The 16,580-nt window shown below is 61.1% G+C and carries 15 protein-coding genes; 7 read left to right on the top strand and 8 right to left on the bottom strand.

Features of this window, described 5'->3' with window-relative positions:
• Positions 1–59: 59 nt before the first annotated feature.
• The 6 genes from FJ951_RS02215 to FJ951_RS02190 form a co-directional block, all read right to left on the bottom strand.
• The gene (locus FJ951_RS02215; protein ID WP_140513318.1) at positions 60–1,277 is read right to left on the bottom strand and encodes a DUF2235 domain-containing protein; all 1,218 of its coding nucleotides are present in this window, start codon (positions 1,275–1,277) and stop codon (positions 60–62) included.
• 141 nt (positions 1,278–1,418) lie between these two features.
• A complete protein-coding gene (locus FJ951_RS02210) occupies positions 1,419–2,618 on the bottom strand; it encodes a mandelate racemase/muconate lactonizing enzyme family protein (protein ID WP_140513316.1) in 1,200 nt (399 codons plus the stop codon).
• Positions 2,619–2,627: 9 nt separating this feature from the next.
• Positions 2,628–2,954, bottom strand: a complete 327-nt coding sequence (locus FJ951_RS02205) for an NIPSNAP family protein (RefSeq protein ID WP_140496531.1) — start codon at positions 2,952–2,954, stop codon at positions 2,628–2,630.
• Positions 2,955–3,054: 100 nt separating this feature from the next.
• A complete protein-coding gene (locus FJ951_RS02200) occupies positions 3,055–4,416 on the bottom strand; it encodes a mandelate racemase/muconate lactonizing enzyme family protein (RefSeq protein WP_140513314.1) in 1,362 nt (453 codons plus the stop codon).
• Positions 4,417–4,482: 66 nt separating this feature from the next.
• Entirely contained in the window at positions 4,483–5,649 is a 1,167-nt protein-coding gene (locus FJ951_RS02195; RefSeq protein WP_140513313.1) for a mandelate racemase/muconate lactonizing enzyme family protein, read from the bottom strand.
• Positions 5,650–5,701: 52 nt separating this feature from the next.
• Entirely contained in the window at positions 5,702–6,412 is a 711-nt protein-coding gene (locus tag FJ951_RS02190) for a GntR family transcriptional regulator (RefSeq protein ID WP_140496537.1), read from the bottom strand.
• 214 nt (positions 6,413–6,626) lie between these two features.
• Here FJ951_RS02190 and FJ951_RS02185 point away from each other — a divergent pair, with 214 nt between their 5' ends.
• The 6 genes from FJ951_RS02185 to FJ951_RS02160 all read left to right on the top strand — a co-directional run bounded on the left by FJ951_RS02185 (position 6,627) and on the right by FJ951_RS02160 (position 13,098).
• Positions 6,627–8,105 carry a sugar ABC transporter substrate-binding protein gene (locus FJ951_RS02185; RefSeq protein ID WP_140513311.1) on the top strand — a complete coding sequence of 493 codons (1,479 nt, stop codon included), beginning with the start codon at positions 6,627–6,629 and terminating at the stop codon, positions 8,103–8,105.
• 78 nt (positions 8,106–8,183) lie between these two features.
• Positions 8,184–9,143 carry a sugar ABC transporter permease gene (locus tag FJ951_RS02180; RefSeq protein ID WP_140513309.1) on the top strand — a complete coding sequence of 320 codons (960 nt, stop codon included), beginning with the start codon at positions 8,184–8,186 and terminating at the stop codon, positions 9,141–9,143.
• Positions 9,140–10,030, top strand: a complete 891-nt coding sequence (locus FJ951_RS02175) for a carbohydrate ABC transporter permease (RefSeq protein WP_140496543.1) — start codon at positions 9,140–9,142, stop codon at positions 10,028–10,030. Before FJ951_RS02180 ends, FJ951_RS02175 begins: the two co-directional genes overlap by 4 nt.
• A gap of 10 nt (positions 10,031–10,040) precedes the next feature.
• Positions 10,041–11,138: an ABC transporter ATP-binding protein gene (locus FJ951_RS02170; RefSeq protein ID WP_140496545.1), complete on the top strand. Its 1,098-nt coding sequence runs from the start codon at positions 10,041–10,043 to the stop codon at positions 11,136–11,138.
• A gap of 31 nt (positions 11,139–11,169) precedes the next feature.
• Positions 11,170–12,333: a mandelate racemase/muconate lactonizing enzyme family protein gene (locus tag FJ951_RS02165; RefSeq protein WP_140513307.1), complete on the top strand. Its 1,164-nt coding sequence runs from the start codon at positions 11,170–11,172 to the stop codon at positions 12,331–12,333.
• 24 nt (positions 12,334–12,357) lie between these two features.
• On the top strand, positions 12,358–13,098 hold the full coding sequence (locus FJ951_RS02160) for a ribonuclease activity regulator RraA (RefSeq protein WP_140496549.1): 741 nt from the start codon (positions 12,358–12,360) through the stop codon (positions 13,096–13,098).
• Between the two features lie 763 nt (positions 13,099–13,861).
• Here the strand turns inward: FJ951_RS02160 and FJ951_RS02155 are convergent.
• On the bottom strand, positions 13,862–14,263 hold the full coding sequence (locus FJ951_RS02155; protein WP_140513305.1) for a hypothetical protein: 402 nt from the start codon (positions 14,261–14,263) through the stop codon (positions 13,862–13,864).
• Between FJ951_RS02155 and FJ951_RS02150 the strand changes: the two genes are divergently transcribed.
• Positions 14,250–14,594 carry a hypothetical protein gene (locus FJ951_RS02150; protein ID WP_140496551.1) on the top strand — a complete coding sequence of 115 codons (345 nt, stop codon included), beginning with the start codon at positions 14,250–14,252 and terminating at the stop codon, positions 14,592–14,594. The two genes, FJ951_RS02155 and FJ951_RS02150, sit on opposite strands and share 14 nt — an antisense overlap.
• Before the next feature lie 115 nt (positions 14,595–14,709).
• Here FJ951_RS02150 and ggt read toward each other — a convergent pair whose 3' ends face one another.
• Positions 14,710–16,449, bottom strand: a complete 1,740-nt coding sequence (gene ggt / locus FJ951_RS02145; RefSeq protein WP_140513303.1) for a gamma-glutamyltransferase — start codon at positions 16,447–16,449, stop codon at positions 14,710–14,712.
• Positions 16,450–16,580 lie beyond the last annotated feature (131 nt).

Raw genomic sequence — 16,580 nt, 5'->3', positions numbered from 1 at the left:
GACCGACCCACCCGAAATTCTCTGCCGTCACAGACCTGCTGGCCCGCTCGGTGTCTGCGCTAGGTAGCGGCTTCGTTGGCCAGGTGATCCTTCATGAGGTCACCATAGGGTTCAACATTGAATGCCGTTGGAAAATTCTCGGGCTTATAGGCCGGGATCGCCGCCTTCCGATCCAGAACCGACTGATGGACCAGCGGCCGCCGTTCCTGTCGCTCGATCATGCGCGGCTCGGCTTGCGGTAGGTAGAAGCCGAGGATCGATTTTCGCTTCCATTCACGCCATTTAACCGATTTTGGAATCCACTCGAGCGGCTTCCAGCCCACGGCCATTGAATCATGCACGATCCCCAACGGATCGGGGCTGACGAACGTCATCGTCCCCTCGCCCTTCCCTTCCCCGAAGACAAGCCGCTCCAGCATGCGGGAATTGGTCTGCAATCCAAATGCTTTGGCCTGATCAATCATCCAGTCGAGCGGAAATTTGGATATGGCGCTGTCCTCTTCAGGATAGCCACCGCCGATATCCGAATGAGATCCGGCGAACCAGACTTGCCTGATATCCTGCTCTTTTGCCGGCGCAATCTTGTCGAAAGGATTTTCGACGAATGGCTGCGGCTCGACCCACCGGTTCAGCCGGAACATGCGACGATGCTCATCGATCGCAATTGCATGTCGAAAGACTTCGACGCTCGGGTTGGTCCTCGTATGCGGCAGTGTGAGGAGCTGTGGCAGAAGCCGGTCGCTTCGCGGCACGATGATCGACGCTACGGTGTCCCAGACACCAAGAAACTTGATGCGCGCGTCCCGGGCTCCTGAAATCTTGGAAAAGTGCCAGGCAACGCTAAGGTCGTGCTCATCGCTGGCTTGCTTGTAAGAGCTTACGGCATACTCGACGATGTTGAGTTGGTCCGGATGCAGCAGGCCGATCATGTGGATCAAGCCCGCAACGGCGCGGGCTGTATAGGCTCCGCGGCTGAAGCCAAAGAGGAAGATTGCGTCCCCTTCGACGTAGTGCCTGCAGATGAAGGCGTAGGCGCCGGCGATTTCGGCGTCGAGACCATATCCAGTTGCGAGCTCGAACACGGATTTCGCGTTCTGGCGCCATCGCGTCCAGGCATCGCTGGCACCGATGGTTCCTATGCCGGCGTCATAATAGACGCGCTGCTCCTCATTCTTCTTCAGGATGCGGAACAACTTCAAGACATTCGAGAGATTGCGCTCGATCTGGTTTCCCGTTCCATCGCAGCAGACAACGATGTTTTTGCCAGTCCGCTTCAACGCCACCGCCTTTGAAGGTCCAGTTCAGACCAACCGACTTTGACCCAAGCTGTGGATCACATCAACAGGCGTCTGACAATGGATACCGATGAGAATGTAGCGGCGCGGTCGGCGTGGTTCCGGTGGCGAAAGAAGAGGGCTTCAATCAAAGAAGCCCGTATCCTCTTCCCTGAGATACTTCCTGGCTGCTTCGGCGTCGATATCGAGGCCCAGTCCCGGCGCTTCCAGCAGGTCCACCATGCTGTCCTTCACGATCTGCGACGGCAGGCCGATCACGAGATCCTCCCACCAGGGGTCAGAGGCGCTCGGATATTCGAAGGCAATGTAGTTGGCGGGCAAGGTGGCGCAAACGTTGATCAGGGCGCCGAGGCCCAGCAGGCCGTTGGCGGTGCCGTGCGGCGCCATCAGGATGGAGTGCATATAGGCGTGCTCGGCGACCCATTTGAGTTCGGCAATACCGCCGATATCGGCAGGATCGGGGCCGATGACGCGCACGGCCTGCGTCTCGATCAGATCCTTGAAATTGTGCCGCAAGTAGATCTGCTCGCCGGTATGGATCGGCGTCGAGGTGGAGGTTGTCAGCTCCCGATAGGCCTGCGGATTGACCCACGGCACATAGTCGCCGGTCAGCATGTCCTCGAGCCACATCAAATTGTACTTCTCCACCGCGCGAGCGAACTTGATCGCATCGGGCAGCATCCAGCCCGGGCCGCAGTCGAGCGCCAGGCTGACCTTGTCGCCCAGCACTTCCTTCATGGCGATCACGCAGTCGAGCATGTGGTTGAAACCGCGCTCGCTGATCACGCCCTGATCCATGGCACCGTGATAGCCGGCCTTCTTCTGCGTCACGCCATAATGGAAGTCCTCGATGCTGTCCTTCATGTTCGAGTGGAACGAGATTCCTTGCTTGACCATGAAGAAGTTCTGCGGCTGCTCCATCATCCATTTGACGTCGGCCGCATAATCCTCCGGCCGGTCGCCCGCGCGTTTCCGGCGGATCGAGCCGTTATAGACGCGCACCTTGTCGCGCACCTTGCCGCCGAGCAGTTTGTAGGCCGGCACGCCAGCGGACTTGCCGGCAATGTCCCACAGCGCATGCTCGATCGCGGAGACGGCGGCGCCATAGGGCTTGAACGAACCTCGCTGGCGGATCTTCAGCATCACCCGCTCGACGTCGGTCGGATCCTCGCCGATCAGCGCCTCGCGGAAATGCAGCACAAAGGGCTTGAGATAGGTCTTTGTGAACTCGACCTCGCCAAGGCCATGGAGGCCCTCGTCAGTGACGACGCGAACGATGGGATGCCGCCCGATGACGGCGCAGCGCAGGTCGGTGATCTTCATGGCACAGTCCTATTTCACAGACGAGAAAGCTGTCGGTGTGAGCAGCTGGCTGGCGATATTGGCAACGATCTGCCCGTCACGCTCAGACTCGTCCCGGGCCCTGTGCCATGCCGGATCGGTGACGAAAGCCGCCCATTTCGCCTCACGCTCGGCCAGCGATTCCCAGGCGAGGAAATAGGTAAGGCGATTGCTGTTTTCGCCGATCGCCGTGGTGAAAAACCCGGCTTGGCGGATGCCATGCCTCTCCCAGATGGCCAGCGTCTGGTCGGAAAAGCGCTTGAGCAAAGCCGGCAGCCTGCCCGGCAGGCAGTCATAGATACGCAGTTCGTAGATCATGGTTTCGTCCGTCTCTTTCTTCGCCTCTCCCTCGGAGAGGGCGACACGAATGGTCGGTCGTTGGCCCTGTGAGCTTGAGAATGAGGGCTGGGGGTCTGGGCTAACTCCAGGTCCGGTCCCAGCTATATTCATTGTCCCAATGCTCGGTGGATTGCCAGATGCCGGTGACACCCGGCTGCAGATGCTGCGAGATCACCTCATCTACGACGTCGTCGATCCCCAGACCCGGCTTGTCCGGAACAGTGATGAACCCGTCCTGCACGAGCGGCTTGGGAAGGCCGGTGACGATATCGTCCCACCAGTCGACATCGGCGGAGTGATATTCGAGCGCCATGAAGTTCTCGGTCGCGGTGGCGACATGGGCCGCGGCCATCGCGGCGATTGGACTTTCGGCCATGTGGATGGCCATGGCGACGCCGTGATCCTGCGCCATGTCGCCGATCTTCTTGGTCTCCAGGATGCCCCCGCTGGTGAGCAGGTCCGGGTGGACAATGGAGAGGCCACCGCTCTTGAGCAGAGGCTCGAACCCCTCCTTGAGGTAAATGTCCTCGCCGGTGCAGATGGGCACCGTGGTGGCGTCCTGCAACTGCCGGTACTGCTCGGTGTATTGCCAGGGAATCACGTCCTCAAGCCAGGCCGGCACGTATTTTTCAATTCGCCTGGCGAGCCGAATGCCGTTCTGCAACGAGATGTGGCCGACGTGGTCAATCGCGAGCGGGATCTCCATGCCGATGACCTCGCGAACCTCGGCAATGTACTGCTCGAGCAGGTCGAGGCCCTTGTCGGAAAAGTGGAGGCCGGTAAACGGGTGGGCGACATTATGCAGGTCGTAGGCCGCGTTGCGGGCGCGCCGCTCATCAACGGCCTTGAGTGGGCCGCGGGCAGGATGAACGCGATAGCCTTCCAGTGAGCCGGCAGGAGACACGACCGCGCCGGGCACATCCGCGATCTGCATCAGCCCCAGATCCATCTTGAGGAAGGTGAAGCCGAGCTCCATGCGCTGCTTGAGACGTTTGCCGGTCTCTGTGCCGCTCGGCACGGTTGCATCGGTATCGCAATAGAGGCGCACCTTCTCCCGAAACCGGCCGCCGAGCATCTGGTAGATCGGAACGCCATAGGCCTTGCCGGCGAGATCCCACAGCGCGATTTCGACCGCCGAGACGCCGCCGCCTTGCCGGCCGTGCCCGCCGAACTGCTTGATCCGGCGAAACAGGCGATCGATGTTGCAGGGATTCTCGCCAAGCAACCGGCTCTTCAGCATCAGCGCGTAGGTGGCGCTGGCCCCGTCGCGCACCTCGCCAAGCCCGACGATGCCCTGGTTGGTGTAGATCTTGAGCAGCGCCGTTGTGAACGGTGCGCCGACGATTTCAGCCACCCGCATGTCGGTGATGCGAAGATCGGACGGCTTGGAGTTCATGTTCACCCGATCAAGGGCTTCGTCGGCTCCACCGGTCTTGGGCATCACTTATCCTCGTTTTGGTAGGCGGGCTTTTCGGCGGCATGCAGCCCCGACATGAGGCGACATGCGTCAGCCCAGCTCAATCTCGTGGGCTTGCAGGTACTCGCGGTCCATCTCGATGCCGAGACCGGGCTTCGACGTCAGTTTCAGGCTGCCGTTCGAAACGTCGAGCGGTGTGTCGATGAGATGATCGTATTTACCCAGGTTCCACTCCGACGTCTCGAGCTTGTAGAAGTTAGGAACTGTCATCATCACCTGCGCCCCCGCCACCACGTTGATCGGCCCCGCGGCGTCATGCGGCGAGACCGGGACGTAGTAGGCTTCGCACAGGGCAGAGATCTTCTTGAGTTCGGTAATGCCGCCGGTCCAGGTGACGTCAGGCATGATGTAGTCAGCGAGCTTGTTTTCGAGCACCGGCACGAAGTCCCACTTGGTGTGGCCGCGTTCGCCCCACGAGATGGCGGCGCTGACCTTCTCACGCACCTGCTTGAGGGCATTGAGGCTCTCGGGCGGGCAAGGCTCCTCGAACCAGTCGATCTGGCCGGCTTCCTCGAGGCTTCGGCAGAGGCGAATGGCGGTCGGAACGTCGAAACGGCCGTGCGCATCGATGAGGATATCGACATCAGGGCCCGCCGTTTCGCGGATCAGAGCCGTGAGTTCGGCCGCTTCGCGCTCGTCCTTGCGAGTCATGCTGCCATCGAGGTAGCCGTCCCGCTGTTCGCGCGACACGCCATCGGCGCCACGTCCCTGATGCGGGAAAGGATCAAACTTGAGCGCAGTGTGTCCGGACTCGACGATGTCCCGAATTTCGCGGACCACCGCCTCCTTGCTGGTAAATTTGGACTGGTTGGGATGGGTGTAGAGCGCGATTTCATCGCGCACCGGCCCGCCCAGCAGCTCGTAGATCGGCTTGCCCAAAACTTTGCCCCGGATGTCCCAGAGAGCTATGTCGATGGCGCTCACGCATTCGACCGCGGCGCCGCGGCTGCCCATATAGGTGAAGCTGCGGAAAATCTTGTGCCAGAGATGCTCGATCCGGGCCGGGTCCTCGCCGGTCACGGCGGCGCCGATCTGCCGCAGGATCGTGCAGAGCGCGCGGTTGGCGAGCTTGGTGGTGGTCGTGATCTCTCCCCAGCCGCTCACCCCCTCGTCGGTCGTCACTTCGACGAACAGGTACTCTCCCCAATAGGACGCATCGGACTTGATCAGCCACGGCCGAATGCTCGTAATTTTCATGTCAGCTACCTCTGTCTGATCGTCGGGCTAGCGATGTTCTGGAACGGGCATTCTATCCGGCCCGAGCGGCGTTGCGCGCACGCATATGTTCGAGGATGTGCCGGCCGGAGCCCTCGACATGGCGAGCAACGAGTTCGGCCGCCTTGTCGGCGTCTCCGGCTTTTACGAACGCGATGAGCTCGCGGTGCTCGCGAATGATCGCGGCACGCCGGGCAAGCGTGAAATTGAAACGCCGGCTCACGGCTCGCAGCACTTCACGATGCTTCCACCAAAGCTCGGCGGCATGGCGGTTGTAATGCCGCTGGTACATCACGGTGTGGAAGGCGGTATCCAGCTCGCTGTGCCTGAACGTATCGGCGAAGTTGTTCTCTTCAATCAGGTCCTGGAGACGTTGGAGTTCGGCGATGTCCTCGCCGGTGGCCATATTCACAAACCATCGCGTCAGGGCCGGCTCGATCAGAACGCCGATCTCATAAATGTCGCGGACAAACTCCTGATCGATAGGCCGGACGCGCGCTCCGCGGTTGGGGAGAAAGGTGACAAAGCCTTCGCCGCGCAACAGCTGCAAGGCTTCGCGCACGGGGTTGGTCGAGGTGCCGTGGCGCCGGGCGAGATCAGTGACCACGAGCCGTTCGTTGGCGGCAAGCCGTCCCTCGATGATGTCTTCCCTGATCAGCTCATAAAGCGAGGCGCCCTCGCTGGACGCTCCTATGGGGTCAATCCCCACCGGTGGCTTGGCTTTGAAATCGTTTGGTTCGGCCAAGGCCGGCTCCCCTGAATTAATACACACCCTTTCCGATTAACACGCAAAGTTTCGATAAACAATGTACGATCTAACGCGTTGACAGGCAATTCATGATCTGAAAACGTACAAGGCTCCCGAACGGGTACACAGATACAAAGACGTCCTGCGATCAAACGAGCAAGACCGCTTTGCCTCGCCGCAAAGCGGCATGGGAGAACCAGGGAGGATACCTATGACGAGGATTATACTCGGCAGTGCGGTCCTGCGCGGCACTGTCGCCAGCGTTTTGGCGGCATCGCTGATGTCCACATCGGCGCTGGGCGCGCCACCGGTCGACCTCAGCAAGTGGTCGCCGGAATATGTCCGCGCCATTGCGGGAACACAGGATTTCGACACGGCGGCCGATTGTGCCAAGGTCACCCCGCTGGACTACAAGGGGCGACTGACCTTCTGGTATCAGGGCGTGTTCGAGGGCGACCCCGACCTCCTGCGCCAGTACTACAAGGAATTCTTCGAAACCTTCCGCAAGACCTATCCAAACATCCAGCTCGAGGAGCAAGCCCTCACCTATAACGACCTTCTCGACAAGTTCCGCACCGCGCTCCTCGGCAATGCCGCGCCGATGGCGGTCCGCTTGCAAATCCTGGGTGGTACCGAATTCGCTTCAAAAGGCTATCTGCAGCCGCTGAAGCCCGAGGATGTGGGCTATTCGACCGAGGACTTCTGGCCCGGCGCCATGAAGGCCGTGACCTGGGACGGGGTGACCTACGGCATTCCAACCAACAACGAAACGATGGCGTTCATCTGGAACGCCGACATCTTCAAACGCGCCGGCCTCGATCCGGACAAGCCACCGGCAACCTGGGACGACGTCATCAAGTACTCCAAGCAGATCCACGACAAGCTCGGCATTGCCGGGTATGGCCTCGTGGCTCGCAAGAATGCCGGCAATACGCCGTATCGCTTCATGCCGCAGCTATGGGCCTATGGTGGCGGCGTCTTCGACGAAGCGGCGGCAAACCCGACCTATGAGCAGGTCGAGCTGAACAGCCCGCAGAGCAAGGCGGCGCTGCAGGCTTCCTACGACATGTATGTTCGCGACAAGTCGGTTCCGGTTTCGGCACTCACCAACCAGCAGGCCGATAACCAGCCCCTGTTCGTCGCCGGCCAACTCGGCATGATGATCTCGCACCCGTCCGACTACAATGTCATGCTCGACCTGCAGAAGAAGGCGACGGGCACCGACAAGGACAAGGCGCAGACCGTCATAGACAACATGCGCTACGGCCTGATCCCGGCCGGGCCCGACGGCAAGCGCGCGGTCGTGTTCGGCGGCTCGAACATCCACATCCTGAAGCCCGAATATGTCGAAGGCGGCAAGGTAGACGAGCCGGCGGCGAAGGCTATCATCTGCATGTGGACGAGCCCTGAATGGTCGCTGAAGATGGCCTATGCCGGATCGAATCCCGGCAACCTGAACGGCTTCAAGACCAAATGGATGAAGGAACGTCTGGACAACATCAAATTCCTCGATGTCACGACCTCGATGCTGCCATACGGCATCCCGTTCCCGGCGCTGCCGCAGGCCCCGGAGATCATGAACATCATCGTCCCGGACATGCTGCAGAATGCTCTGACCGGAGCGATGACCGTCGACCAGGCGGCGGACGACGCGGCCCAGAAGGTGAAAGACCTGATGGGCGGGCTCTAGCCTGCGCCTGACCCACGACCTGACCGGCTGCGCTGACAGCGCAGCCGGTTCGTTCCGAAGAAACAAGGGCATACCATCGTGACGATCGTGACCGGCAACGCCGAGGCGCGCCGAAAATTGCAACCCGGCAGGTCCGGTGCGCTGCGGAATATCTGGGAGCATCGCGCCGACTACGCGTACGTGCTGCCCGCGATCGCCGTGATGCTCATCGTCATCGCCTATCCGATCTACTACACGATCGAGCTGTCGTTCTATAAAACGCCGCCCGGCTTGCAGCTTCGTGACAAGACCTTCATCGGCTTCGACAACTACACGGCCATCCTCACCAGCGAGGTGTTCTGGAAAGTCACCTGGAACACGCTGATCTGGACATTCGGGTCCACCTTCATCTCCTTTGTCCTGGGGTTTGCCACTGCGCTGGCGCTCCACCGCGACTTTATCGGCCGCGGTATGCTGCGCGCTATCCTGATCATTCCCTGGGTCATCAGCGCGGTCGCCGCCTCCTATATCTGGAAGTGGATCTACCATTCGGATTTCGGCATCATCGGCGCAGTGCTGGTCGGCCTCGGATTGGCCGACCGACCGCCGAATTTCATCGACAACGTCAGCACGGTTCTCCCCTCGCTGATCGTCGTCAATATCTGGCGCGAGTTTCCGTTCGCCATGATCATGATGATGGCGGGCCTGCAGACAGTCCCCGAGCAGTTGCTGCTCGCCGCGAAAGTTGACGGAGCCAATGCCTGGCAGCGCTTCTGGCACGTCACCTTCCCGCATCTGCGCAACGTCTCGGTGGTGACGATCCTGCTGCTGGCAGTGGCCAACTTCAATTCCTTCATCATCCCCTGGATCATGACCGGCGGCGGGCCGTCGAATGCATCGCATATCTGGATCACCCATATTTACGAACTCGCCTTCGGCCGGCAGCGCTGGGGCGTGGCATCGGCCTATTCGGTGCTCCTGTTCATCATCCTGATGACGCTGGGCTACTTCTACGTCCGTGCGCTGAGCGGCAACGAGCGGAAGGAGGGCGGCGCATGAGCGCGATTGCCGAGACGGTCTCCCGAGGCCAGACCCGTCGCCGTATGCGCGTCGACGGATGGCGGTGGGCCGGGCGCATCTTTCTCGTGTTCATGCTGCTTTATACAGCATTGCCGATGATCTGGATGCTGATCACCTCGATCAAATCCGGGTTCGCGGCGACGCAATTCCCGCCGCAATGGTGGCCGGACGAGCCGACCCTCGCCAGCTATCAGAAACTGCTCGATCCGCAGAACAGCGTCGGCCAGGACTTCCTCCGCTTCTTCTGGAACAGCCTGTTCGTGTCGACCGTCACGACAATCCTTTCCGTAATCGTGGCTGTCCCCGCGGCCTACGCTTTTTCGCGCTTCAGTTTCCCCGGACGGAACTTCCTGTTCTTCGCCGTTTTGCTGCGCAACATGTTTCCGGCAGTGATCTTTCTCGTGCCGCTCTTCATCCTGATGCGCGCGATCGGCCTGGTGAACACGCACGGCTCGCTCATTCTCACCTATCTGACCTTCGGGCTGCCGCTGGCGATCTGGCTGCTCAAGGGCTTCTACGACAACATCCCGGTGCAACTCGAGCAGGCGGCGCGCATCGACGGCGCAACGCGGTTCCAGGCCTTCATCCTGATCGTGATGCCGCTCTCGACGCCTGGGATCATCGCCACCGCGATCTATTCCTTCATCGGCGCCTGGAACGAATACATCTACGCCTACACCTTCCTTTCCAAGAACGAGCAATTGACGCTGCCGGTCGGCATCCAGCGCTTCTTCTCGGAAAACACGACGGACTTTCCGGGCCTGATGGCGGCCAGCTTCATGATGAGCGTGCCCGTCGTGGTGCTGTTCCTCGTCCTGCAACGATACTTCGTACGCGCCCTTACAGAAGGCGCGGTCAAGCATTAGGGAGTTGCCAATGGCCCACGTGGTCCTCAAAGATCTCGTCAAGACCTATGGCGGCTTCAAAGCTGTCAACGATGTTTCGCTGACGGTCAATGACGGCGAGTTCGTTGCGCTGGTCGGCCCGTCAGGCTGCGGCAAAACAACCACGCTCAATCTCGTCGCGGGGCTGACCTCGATCACATCGGGCGACATCGTCATCGGAGACCGGGTGGTCAATGATCTCGACCCCAAGGACCGGGACATCGCAATGGTGTTCCAGAACTACGCGCTGTACCCGCAGAAATCGGTCTACAAGAACCTGGCGTTCCCGCTGCAGATGCGCAAACTCTCCAGGGACGAGATCGACAAGAAGGTCAGGGAAGCGGCGCGCGTTCTCGACATGACGCACCTGCTCGAGCGCAAACCGCGGGAACTTTCGGGCGGGCAGCAGCAGCGCGTCGCCCTTGGCCGTGCCCTCGTCCGCGACCCCGCTGTGTTCCTCATGGACGAGCCGCTCTCCAACCTCGACGCCAAACTGCGCGTGCAGATGCGATCCGAGATCAAGCGCTTCCACCAGGACCTCAAGGCAACGATCATCTATGTGACGCACGACCAGCTCGAAGCCGTGACCATGGCCGACAAGATGGCGGTGATGAATGGCGGCTATCTGCAGCAATACGATTCACCGGCGCAGGTCTTTGCCCATCCGGTCAACATGTTCGTCGCCAGCTTTATCGGCAGCCCGGCGATGAGCCTCATTCCGCTGGAGGCTTCGACGGCAAACGGCAGCACCGCGCTGACCAGCGCGGAAGGCTGGACGCTTGAGCTGTCGCAACTCAACGCGCGCAAGGTCCAGGGAGCGACCACCAAGAAGGTCGTGCTCGGCGCGCGGCACTCGACGATCAAGCTGCACAAAAGCGCGGTCCCGGGCGCCATTCCGGCCAAGGCCTATACGGTGGAGCCGACCGGAGACGTCACCTTCGTGCAAGCATTCCTGTCGGGCGCCATCGTCAACATCAGCGTGTCGCCCAACGTCGCCGTCAAACCTGATGAGCGGATCTGGCTCGAGTTCGACCAGGAGCGGATGCATCTGTTCGACGGCGAAACTGAAATGGCCCTCAAGGCCGACTGAGACAGGGGATGCGCGTGGAACGCGGGCGTGTATGACTAAGAACCTGAAGATCACCGCGATCAAGCCCTACCCGGTATGGGTGGGAACGCGCAACCAGATGCTCGTCAAGGTCGAGACCGACCAGGGTATCTTCGGCTGGGGCGAAAGCGGCTTGAGCGGTCGCGAGAAAGCCGTAGCCGGCGCGGTCGAGCACTACCGCGAGTTTCTCATCGGCCGCGACCCGATGCAGATCGGGCGTATCTGGCAGGAGGTTTATCGCAGCCAATACTTCGAAGGGGGTCGGGTCCTGCAGGCGGCGATTTCCGCCATCGACATCGCCCTTCATGACATTAAAGGCAAGGCGCTGGGGGTGCCGGTCTACGAGTTGCTTGGCGGCAAGCAGCGCGACCGCGTGCCCACCTTCGCCTCGACCGGAGACGAGGCCGAGGGCGATGTTGCGATCGAACGCGCCCGCGAACTGCGCGCGCAGGGCTGGCAGGCGATCCGCTTCTTCCCCATCGGACAAAGCAGCAAGGACGTCTTCGAGCCGCGTGAATCGATCGGCCCTACCGCGAGCATGCTGAACAAAGCGCGCGAGGCGCTGGGCGATGAGGTGGTGCTCGGCGTCGATTATCATCATCGGCTGTCGGTGGCCGAGGCGGCGAGCTTCTGCAACAAGCTTGGCCGCGGCGTGCTTGATTTCCTCGAGGAGCCAATACGGGCCGAGACACCAGAGGCGTACGAGTCCCTTCGTACGATGACCGACATCCCCTTTGCCATCGGCGAGGAATTTGCCAGCAAGTGGCAGTTCCTGCCTTACATCGAGCGCGGCATCCACCAGTTCAACCGGCTCGATGTCTGCAATGTCGGCGGGCTCACCGAGGCGATGAAAGTCGCTGGCTGGAGCGAGGCGCACTATGTGGACCTGATGCCACACAATCCCCTTGGCCCCGTGTGCACGGCCGCAACCGTGCATCTCGCCGCCGCGGTGCCCAACTTCGCGTGGCTCGAGACCAGGATCCCCGAAAGGAAGCTGGGTTTCGACAATTCCGACTTTTTCCCCGTACAGCCAAGGCTCGACGGGACCGATTATCCGGTCAGCGACCTGCCGGGGCTCGGCGTCGAGGTCAATGAAGCGGCGGTCCAGGCGCAGAGTTTCCGTTTCTGGGAAGCGCCACATCTCAAGCGCCGCGACGGCTCTGTCACCAACTGGTAATTCAATTTCAACCGGAGTCCGAAAATGACGCATACTCCCGATATCACGCGGCCGCCCAAGGACCTGATCGACGCGCTAAGGGAGATCGGCGCCGCCACGGTCGCGGGCACACTTGGCCACATGGGCTTTCGCAATCCGCACATGGTCGGCCCGGTGCCGCAGAACCATGGGAAGTCGATCGTCGGGCCGGCACTGACATTGCAGTTCATGCCGCAGAGACCGGACCTCTTCACCGAGGGAGAATATGCCGATCCGGAGACGCAACTTCACAGACATGTGCTCTACCATGCGCAGGAGGGCGACGTGGTCGTCGTCGACGCGCGCGGCGACATGAGCTCCGGTGTCTTCGGCGATATGATGTCGACCTATTTCAAGGGCAGAGGCGGTGCGGGCATCGTCATCGATGGGTGCATGCGCGACCGGCCCAATGTCGAAAAGCTCGACCTGCCTCTTTGGCTGCGCGGCTGGACGCCAAATTATCATGTGCAGACCAGCATCTATCCCAATGCGGTCAACGTTCCGATTGCCTGCGGCGGTGTGACGGTGATCCCCGGCGACATCATCGTCGCCGATGACGACGGGGTGGTGGTGCTTCCCGTCGCAATGGCCCCGAAGGTCATCGAAGAATCCCAGAAACATCACGATTGGGAGGAATTCTCACGAATGAAACTCATGGGGGGCGCGCCGTTGCAACGCTACTATCCACTGCACCCAAGCGCGAACGACGAGTACGAGGCTTGGCGGAAAGCCAACGCCAAACCTTGATAGACAGGATGAGCTGACAGTCGCCAGCGCGCGTCAGCCATTCCCCCTAATTTATCCTGGCGCCGCGCTGTGCGTCGAACAGGTGCGCCTTGCGCATCATCGTCTCCAGCCCGATCTCCTGATCAGGTTTGAATGGCGGCCGATCCCGGCTCTCCGCCCGCTCGTTGACCTAAGCTGGGTTTAATCCCTGGCCACTCCAGACCTGTCCCTGCCGAAAGCTGGCGGCTTTTGCATCGGGAGATACCTGACCGCGCTGGTGGCGACACATTACCGTAACGGAAGCGGTCCTATCATTCATTCGGTGATTTTGGGCGAGGGTCGGGGATCGTCGGCCGGGACCGTCAAAATTAGGGGACCTGATATGGCCACGCAGCTTTGTCACATAGAGACAGCATTCTCGGGAACGGGCTCGGCAATGGCTCCAAAGTTCGCGGAATCATGCGCTTGGGCGAATGCACGAGGCGTAACAATCTATCAGCGTTCAAAAACGGTATGGATCGCGGCCGGCGGCTATCGAGGCCGCGATTTGAAAGTAAAGGGACGGTCGCCTGCCACCGCGCTCGCACTATGGATTGAGGCTGTCCAGTACAGAGGTTCGACATGAGGCTGACCAACGAGGCGTCCAAGGCACGCAAGGAGATCAGCATCCACCGTATCGCCGCCCTGATACCAGCTTAGGATATCGCAGGCCGTCGCCGAAAATCGATCCCCGGCCGAGCTTTGTCCATGCGATCAGCCCGGCCGCTTTGGTCGAGCTGCTTCATCATGAGCCCGCGAGCGCCAGCATGACGCTCGCCCCAAGTGCGGAACGCACCTGGCTCAACATCAAGCGGACGCCCGGAGCTGAAAATTTTACGCGGCCGCGCCTGGCGCCGCGGCTCCGGTCGCGTAAAAATGCTTCTGTCGAAGCTCGAATCAACTCCGCCATCATGTTTTCTCCAGAAGAAACGCCCATATAAAAACAGGTTGGCGGGCCGTTGCCATTCGGGCCGACACCGCTGGCGTTGCGGCGGTGGTCCGAACCCGCCAAAACGGATGGCGCGCCCTGCCGGAACGGTTTGATATCGCGGTCAACACGTAGGGAGAAACACGCGATCGGGTTGCGCTCGGCATGTGTTGATGGTTTGTTGCCGGTCAGCGGAGAACGAGTGATGCGAGAATCCATCGGTCAAGACGAATACGGGTCGACCAGCCCCTTCGATCCGGATGACCTGCCGAATTTGAATGCAATCGGTCCGGCGATGGGCAGCGGCAACGACTTCGAGAGATACGCGGTCGCCGTCATAATCGTGTTCGGCGCCCTGATCATAGGCGGGCTGATGGCCGCGTCGATGACCTTCGGCCACCGCAACGGTTTCCTGTTCGCGCTCGGCGGCGCCACATCGGCCTGGATATCGGGAAACGCGCTTCTGCTCGACCGGCCGCGCATCTACGCACTGTTCGTCGGCATCGCGGCCCTGATGCTGATCGCATCCACCGTCACGCTGATTTCGTGACGGCTTGATCGTCAATTAAAGCGGTCGTTTCACGGAAACCCAGACCGCCCTGTTTTTTCGTTTTCGATGCGATTGCGGACGCGGGTTCACGCGCTTGCGGAGTGCGCCAGTCCCATCAATAGCCGAGCGCCTCGCCGGAAGCGGCGCGGCTGTCGATGGCGCCATTGTAGCGGGCGCCGCCACCCTTCCCAATTTCCGCCAGGCTCTTGCCGCCGACCAGTATGCCCGCTGCCTGACCCCAGGTCTTGTCGCTGAGATCGAGATGATAACCCATGCCGGCCAGCAACCTTTCGGTGTCCGGCGACAGTCCGAACGGCTCGATATAGACCGTGTCGGGCAGCCATTGATGATGGATGCGCGGGGCGTCGATCGCCTCCTGGATGTTCATGCCGTGGTCGATGACGTTGACGATGGTTTCCAGTGTAATGGTGATGATGCGCGAACCGCCGGGGCTGCCGATGACCATGAACGGCTTGCCGTCCTTGGCCACCACGGTCGGGCTCATCGACGACAGCGGCGTCTTCTTCGGCTGGATGGCGTTGGCCTCGCCCTGGACCAGGCCGTAGAGGTTGGGCACGCCGGGCTTCTGGGTGAAATCGTCCATCTCGTTGTTGAGCAGGATACCGGTGCCGTCGGCGACAACGCCGGCGCCAAACGAGCCGTTCAGTGTGTAGGTGACCGCGACCGCGTTGCCGTCCTTGTCGATGATCGAATAATGCGTCGTCTCCTTGCTCTCGCCGAACCCCTTCGGCATCAGGTCCTGAGAGACGCCGGCCCGGAACGGATCGATCTTGTCGCGGATATCCTTGGCGTAGGCCTTGTCCAGCAGCTTCGAGACCGGATTGTCGACGAAATCGGGATCTCCGAGCGCCGAATTGCGGTCGACATAGGCGTGGCGCATGGCTTCGACCATGACATGCACGGTCTCGGCCGAACCGGCGCCAAGATAGGACAGCGGATAGCCTTCCAGCACGTTGAGGATTTCGCAGATGATGACGCCGCCGGAGCTTGGCGGCGGCGAGGAAATGATCTCGTAGCCGCGATAGGAACAGGTCACCGGCTTGAGCTCGCGCACCGCATATTGTTCGAAATCGCCCTTGGCCAGGATACCGCCCTTGGCGCCGCTTGCCTTGACGATGGCATCGGCGATGGCGCCCTTGTAGAAGGCGTCGGGGCCTTTTTCGGAAATCGCCGAGAGCGACGCGGCTAGGTCGGGTTGGACCAGCCGCTCGCCGATGCCATAGGGCTTGCCATCCGGCTTCAGGAATATGGCCGCCGCAGCGGGATCCTTCGCCAGCCTGTCGGCACCTCCGGCAAACGAGGCGGCGTCACCCTGATTGAGGATGAACCCGTCCTTGGCATAGCGAATGGCCGGCGCCATGAGGTCCTGCCGGGACAAGGTGCCGTATTTTTCGCGCGCCATCTCGAAACCGGCGACGGAGCCCGGCACGCCGACGGCGAGGTAGCCGTCGAGGCTGGCGCCTTTCACCGGTTTGCCGTCCTTGTCGAGATACATGGTCTTGGTCGCGGCCAGCGGCGCACGTTCGCGGAAATCGAGGAAGGTCGACTTGCCGTCCTTGAAGCGGACAGTCATGAAGCCGCCGCCGCCGATATTGCCGGCATTGGGATAGACGACGGCGAGCGCATAACCAACAGCGACCGCCGCATCGACGGCGTTGCCGCCCTTCTTCAGGACTTCGACGCCCACCTCCGACGCCAGATGCTGCGCGGTGACAACCATGCCGTTCTCGCCTTTGGCAGGCGCTGGCGAGGCGGCGATGGCGGCCGCCCATGGCGCGAAAGCGATTGTGAAGGAGAGGCTGACGGCGATCAGCGTGCGGCGAGTGATATGCATGGCGAGGCTCCTGGCGGGGGACGCCTAGGAAACCGTGTTCGGGTGATCGAGTCCACTAACAATTGAGGGGGCACGAGAAAGAGCCCCACCCGGATTGCCATCCGACCTCTTCCCTAGTCTAGTGGAGAGGA

The sequence above is a fragment of the Mesorhizobium sp. B2-2-3 genome (assembly GCF_006442405.1).
Taxonomy (GTDB): domain Bacteria; phylum Pseudomonadota; class Alphaproteobacteria; order Rhizobiales; family Rhizobiaceae; genus Mesorhizobium.
The sequence above is the reverse complement of the archived record's forward strand: the minus strand, read 5'-3'. Positions and strand labels throughout refer to the sequence as shown.

Coding starts and splice junctions, on each gene's coding strand:
- FJ951_RS02150 (WP_140496551.1), top strand. CDS start 14,250: ATGCGAGAATCCATCGGTCAAGACGAATACGGGTCGACCAGCCCCTTC.
- FJ951_RS02165 (WP_140513307.1), top strand. CDS start 11,170: ATGACTAAGAACCTGAAGATCACCGCGATCAAGCCCTACCCGGTATGG.
- FJ951_RS02155 (WP_140513305.1), bottom strand. CDS start 14,263: ATGGATTCTCGCATCACTCGTTCTCCGCTGACCGGCAACAAACCATCA.
- ggt (WP_140513303.1), bottom strand. CDS start 16,449: ATGCATATCACTCGCCGCACGCTGATCGCCGTCAGCCTCTCCTTCACA.
- FJ951_RS02195 (WP_140513313.1), bottom strand. CDS start 5,649: ATGAAAATTACGAGCATTCGGCCGTGGCTGATCAAGTCCGATGCGTCC.
- FJ951_RS02170 (WP_140496545.1), top strand. CDS start 10,041: ATGGCCCACGTGGTCCTCAAAGATCTCGTCAAGACCTATGGCGGCTTC.
- FJ951_RS02210 (WP_140513316.1), bottom strand. CDS start 2,618: ATGAAGATCACCGACCTGCGCTGCGCCGTCATCGGGCGGCATCCCATC.
- FJ951_RS02160 (WP_140496549.1), top strand. CDS start 12,358: ATGACGCATACTCCCGATATCACGCGGCCGCCCAAGGACCTGATCGAC.
- FJ951_RS02205 (WP_140496531.1), bottom strand. CDS start 2,954: ATGATCTACGAACTGCGTATCTATGACTGCCTGCCGGGCAGGCTGCCG.
- FJ951_RS02185 (WP_140513311.1), top strand. CDS start 6,627: ATGACGAGGATTATACTCGGCAGTGCGGTCCTGCGCGGCACTGTCGCC.
- FJ951_RS02175 (WP_140496543.1), top strand. CDS start 9,140: ATGAGCGCGATTGCCGAGACGGTCTCCCGAGGCCAGACCCGTCGCCGT.
- FJ951_RS02200 (WP_140513314.1), bottom strand. CDS start 4,416: ATGCCCAAGACCGGTGGAGCCGACGAAGCCCTTGATCGGGTGAACATG.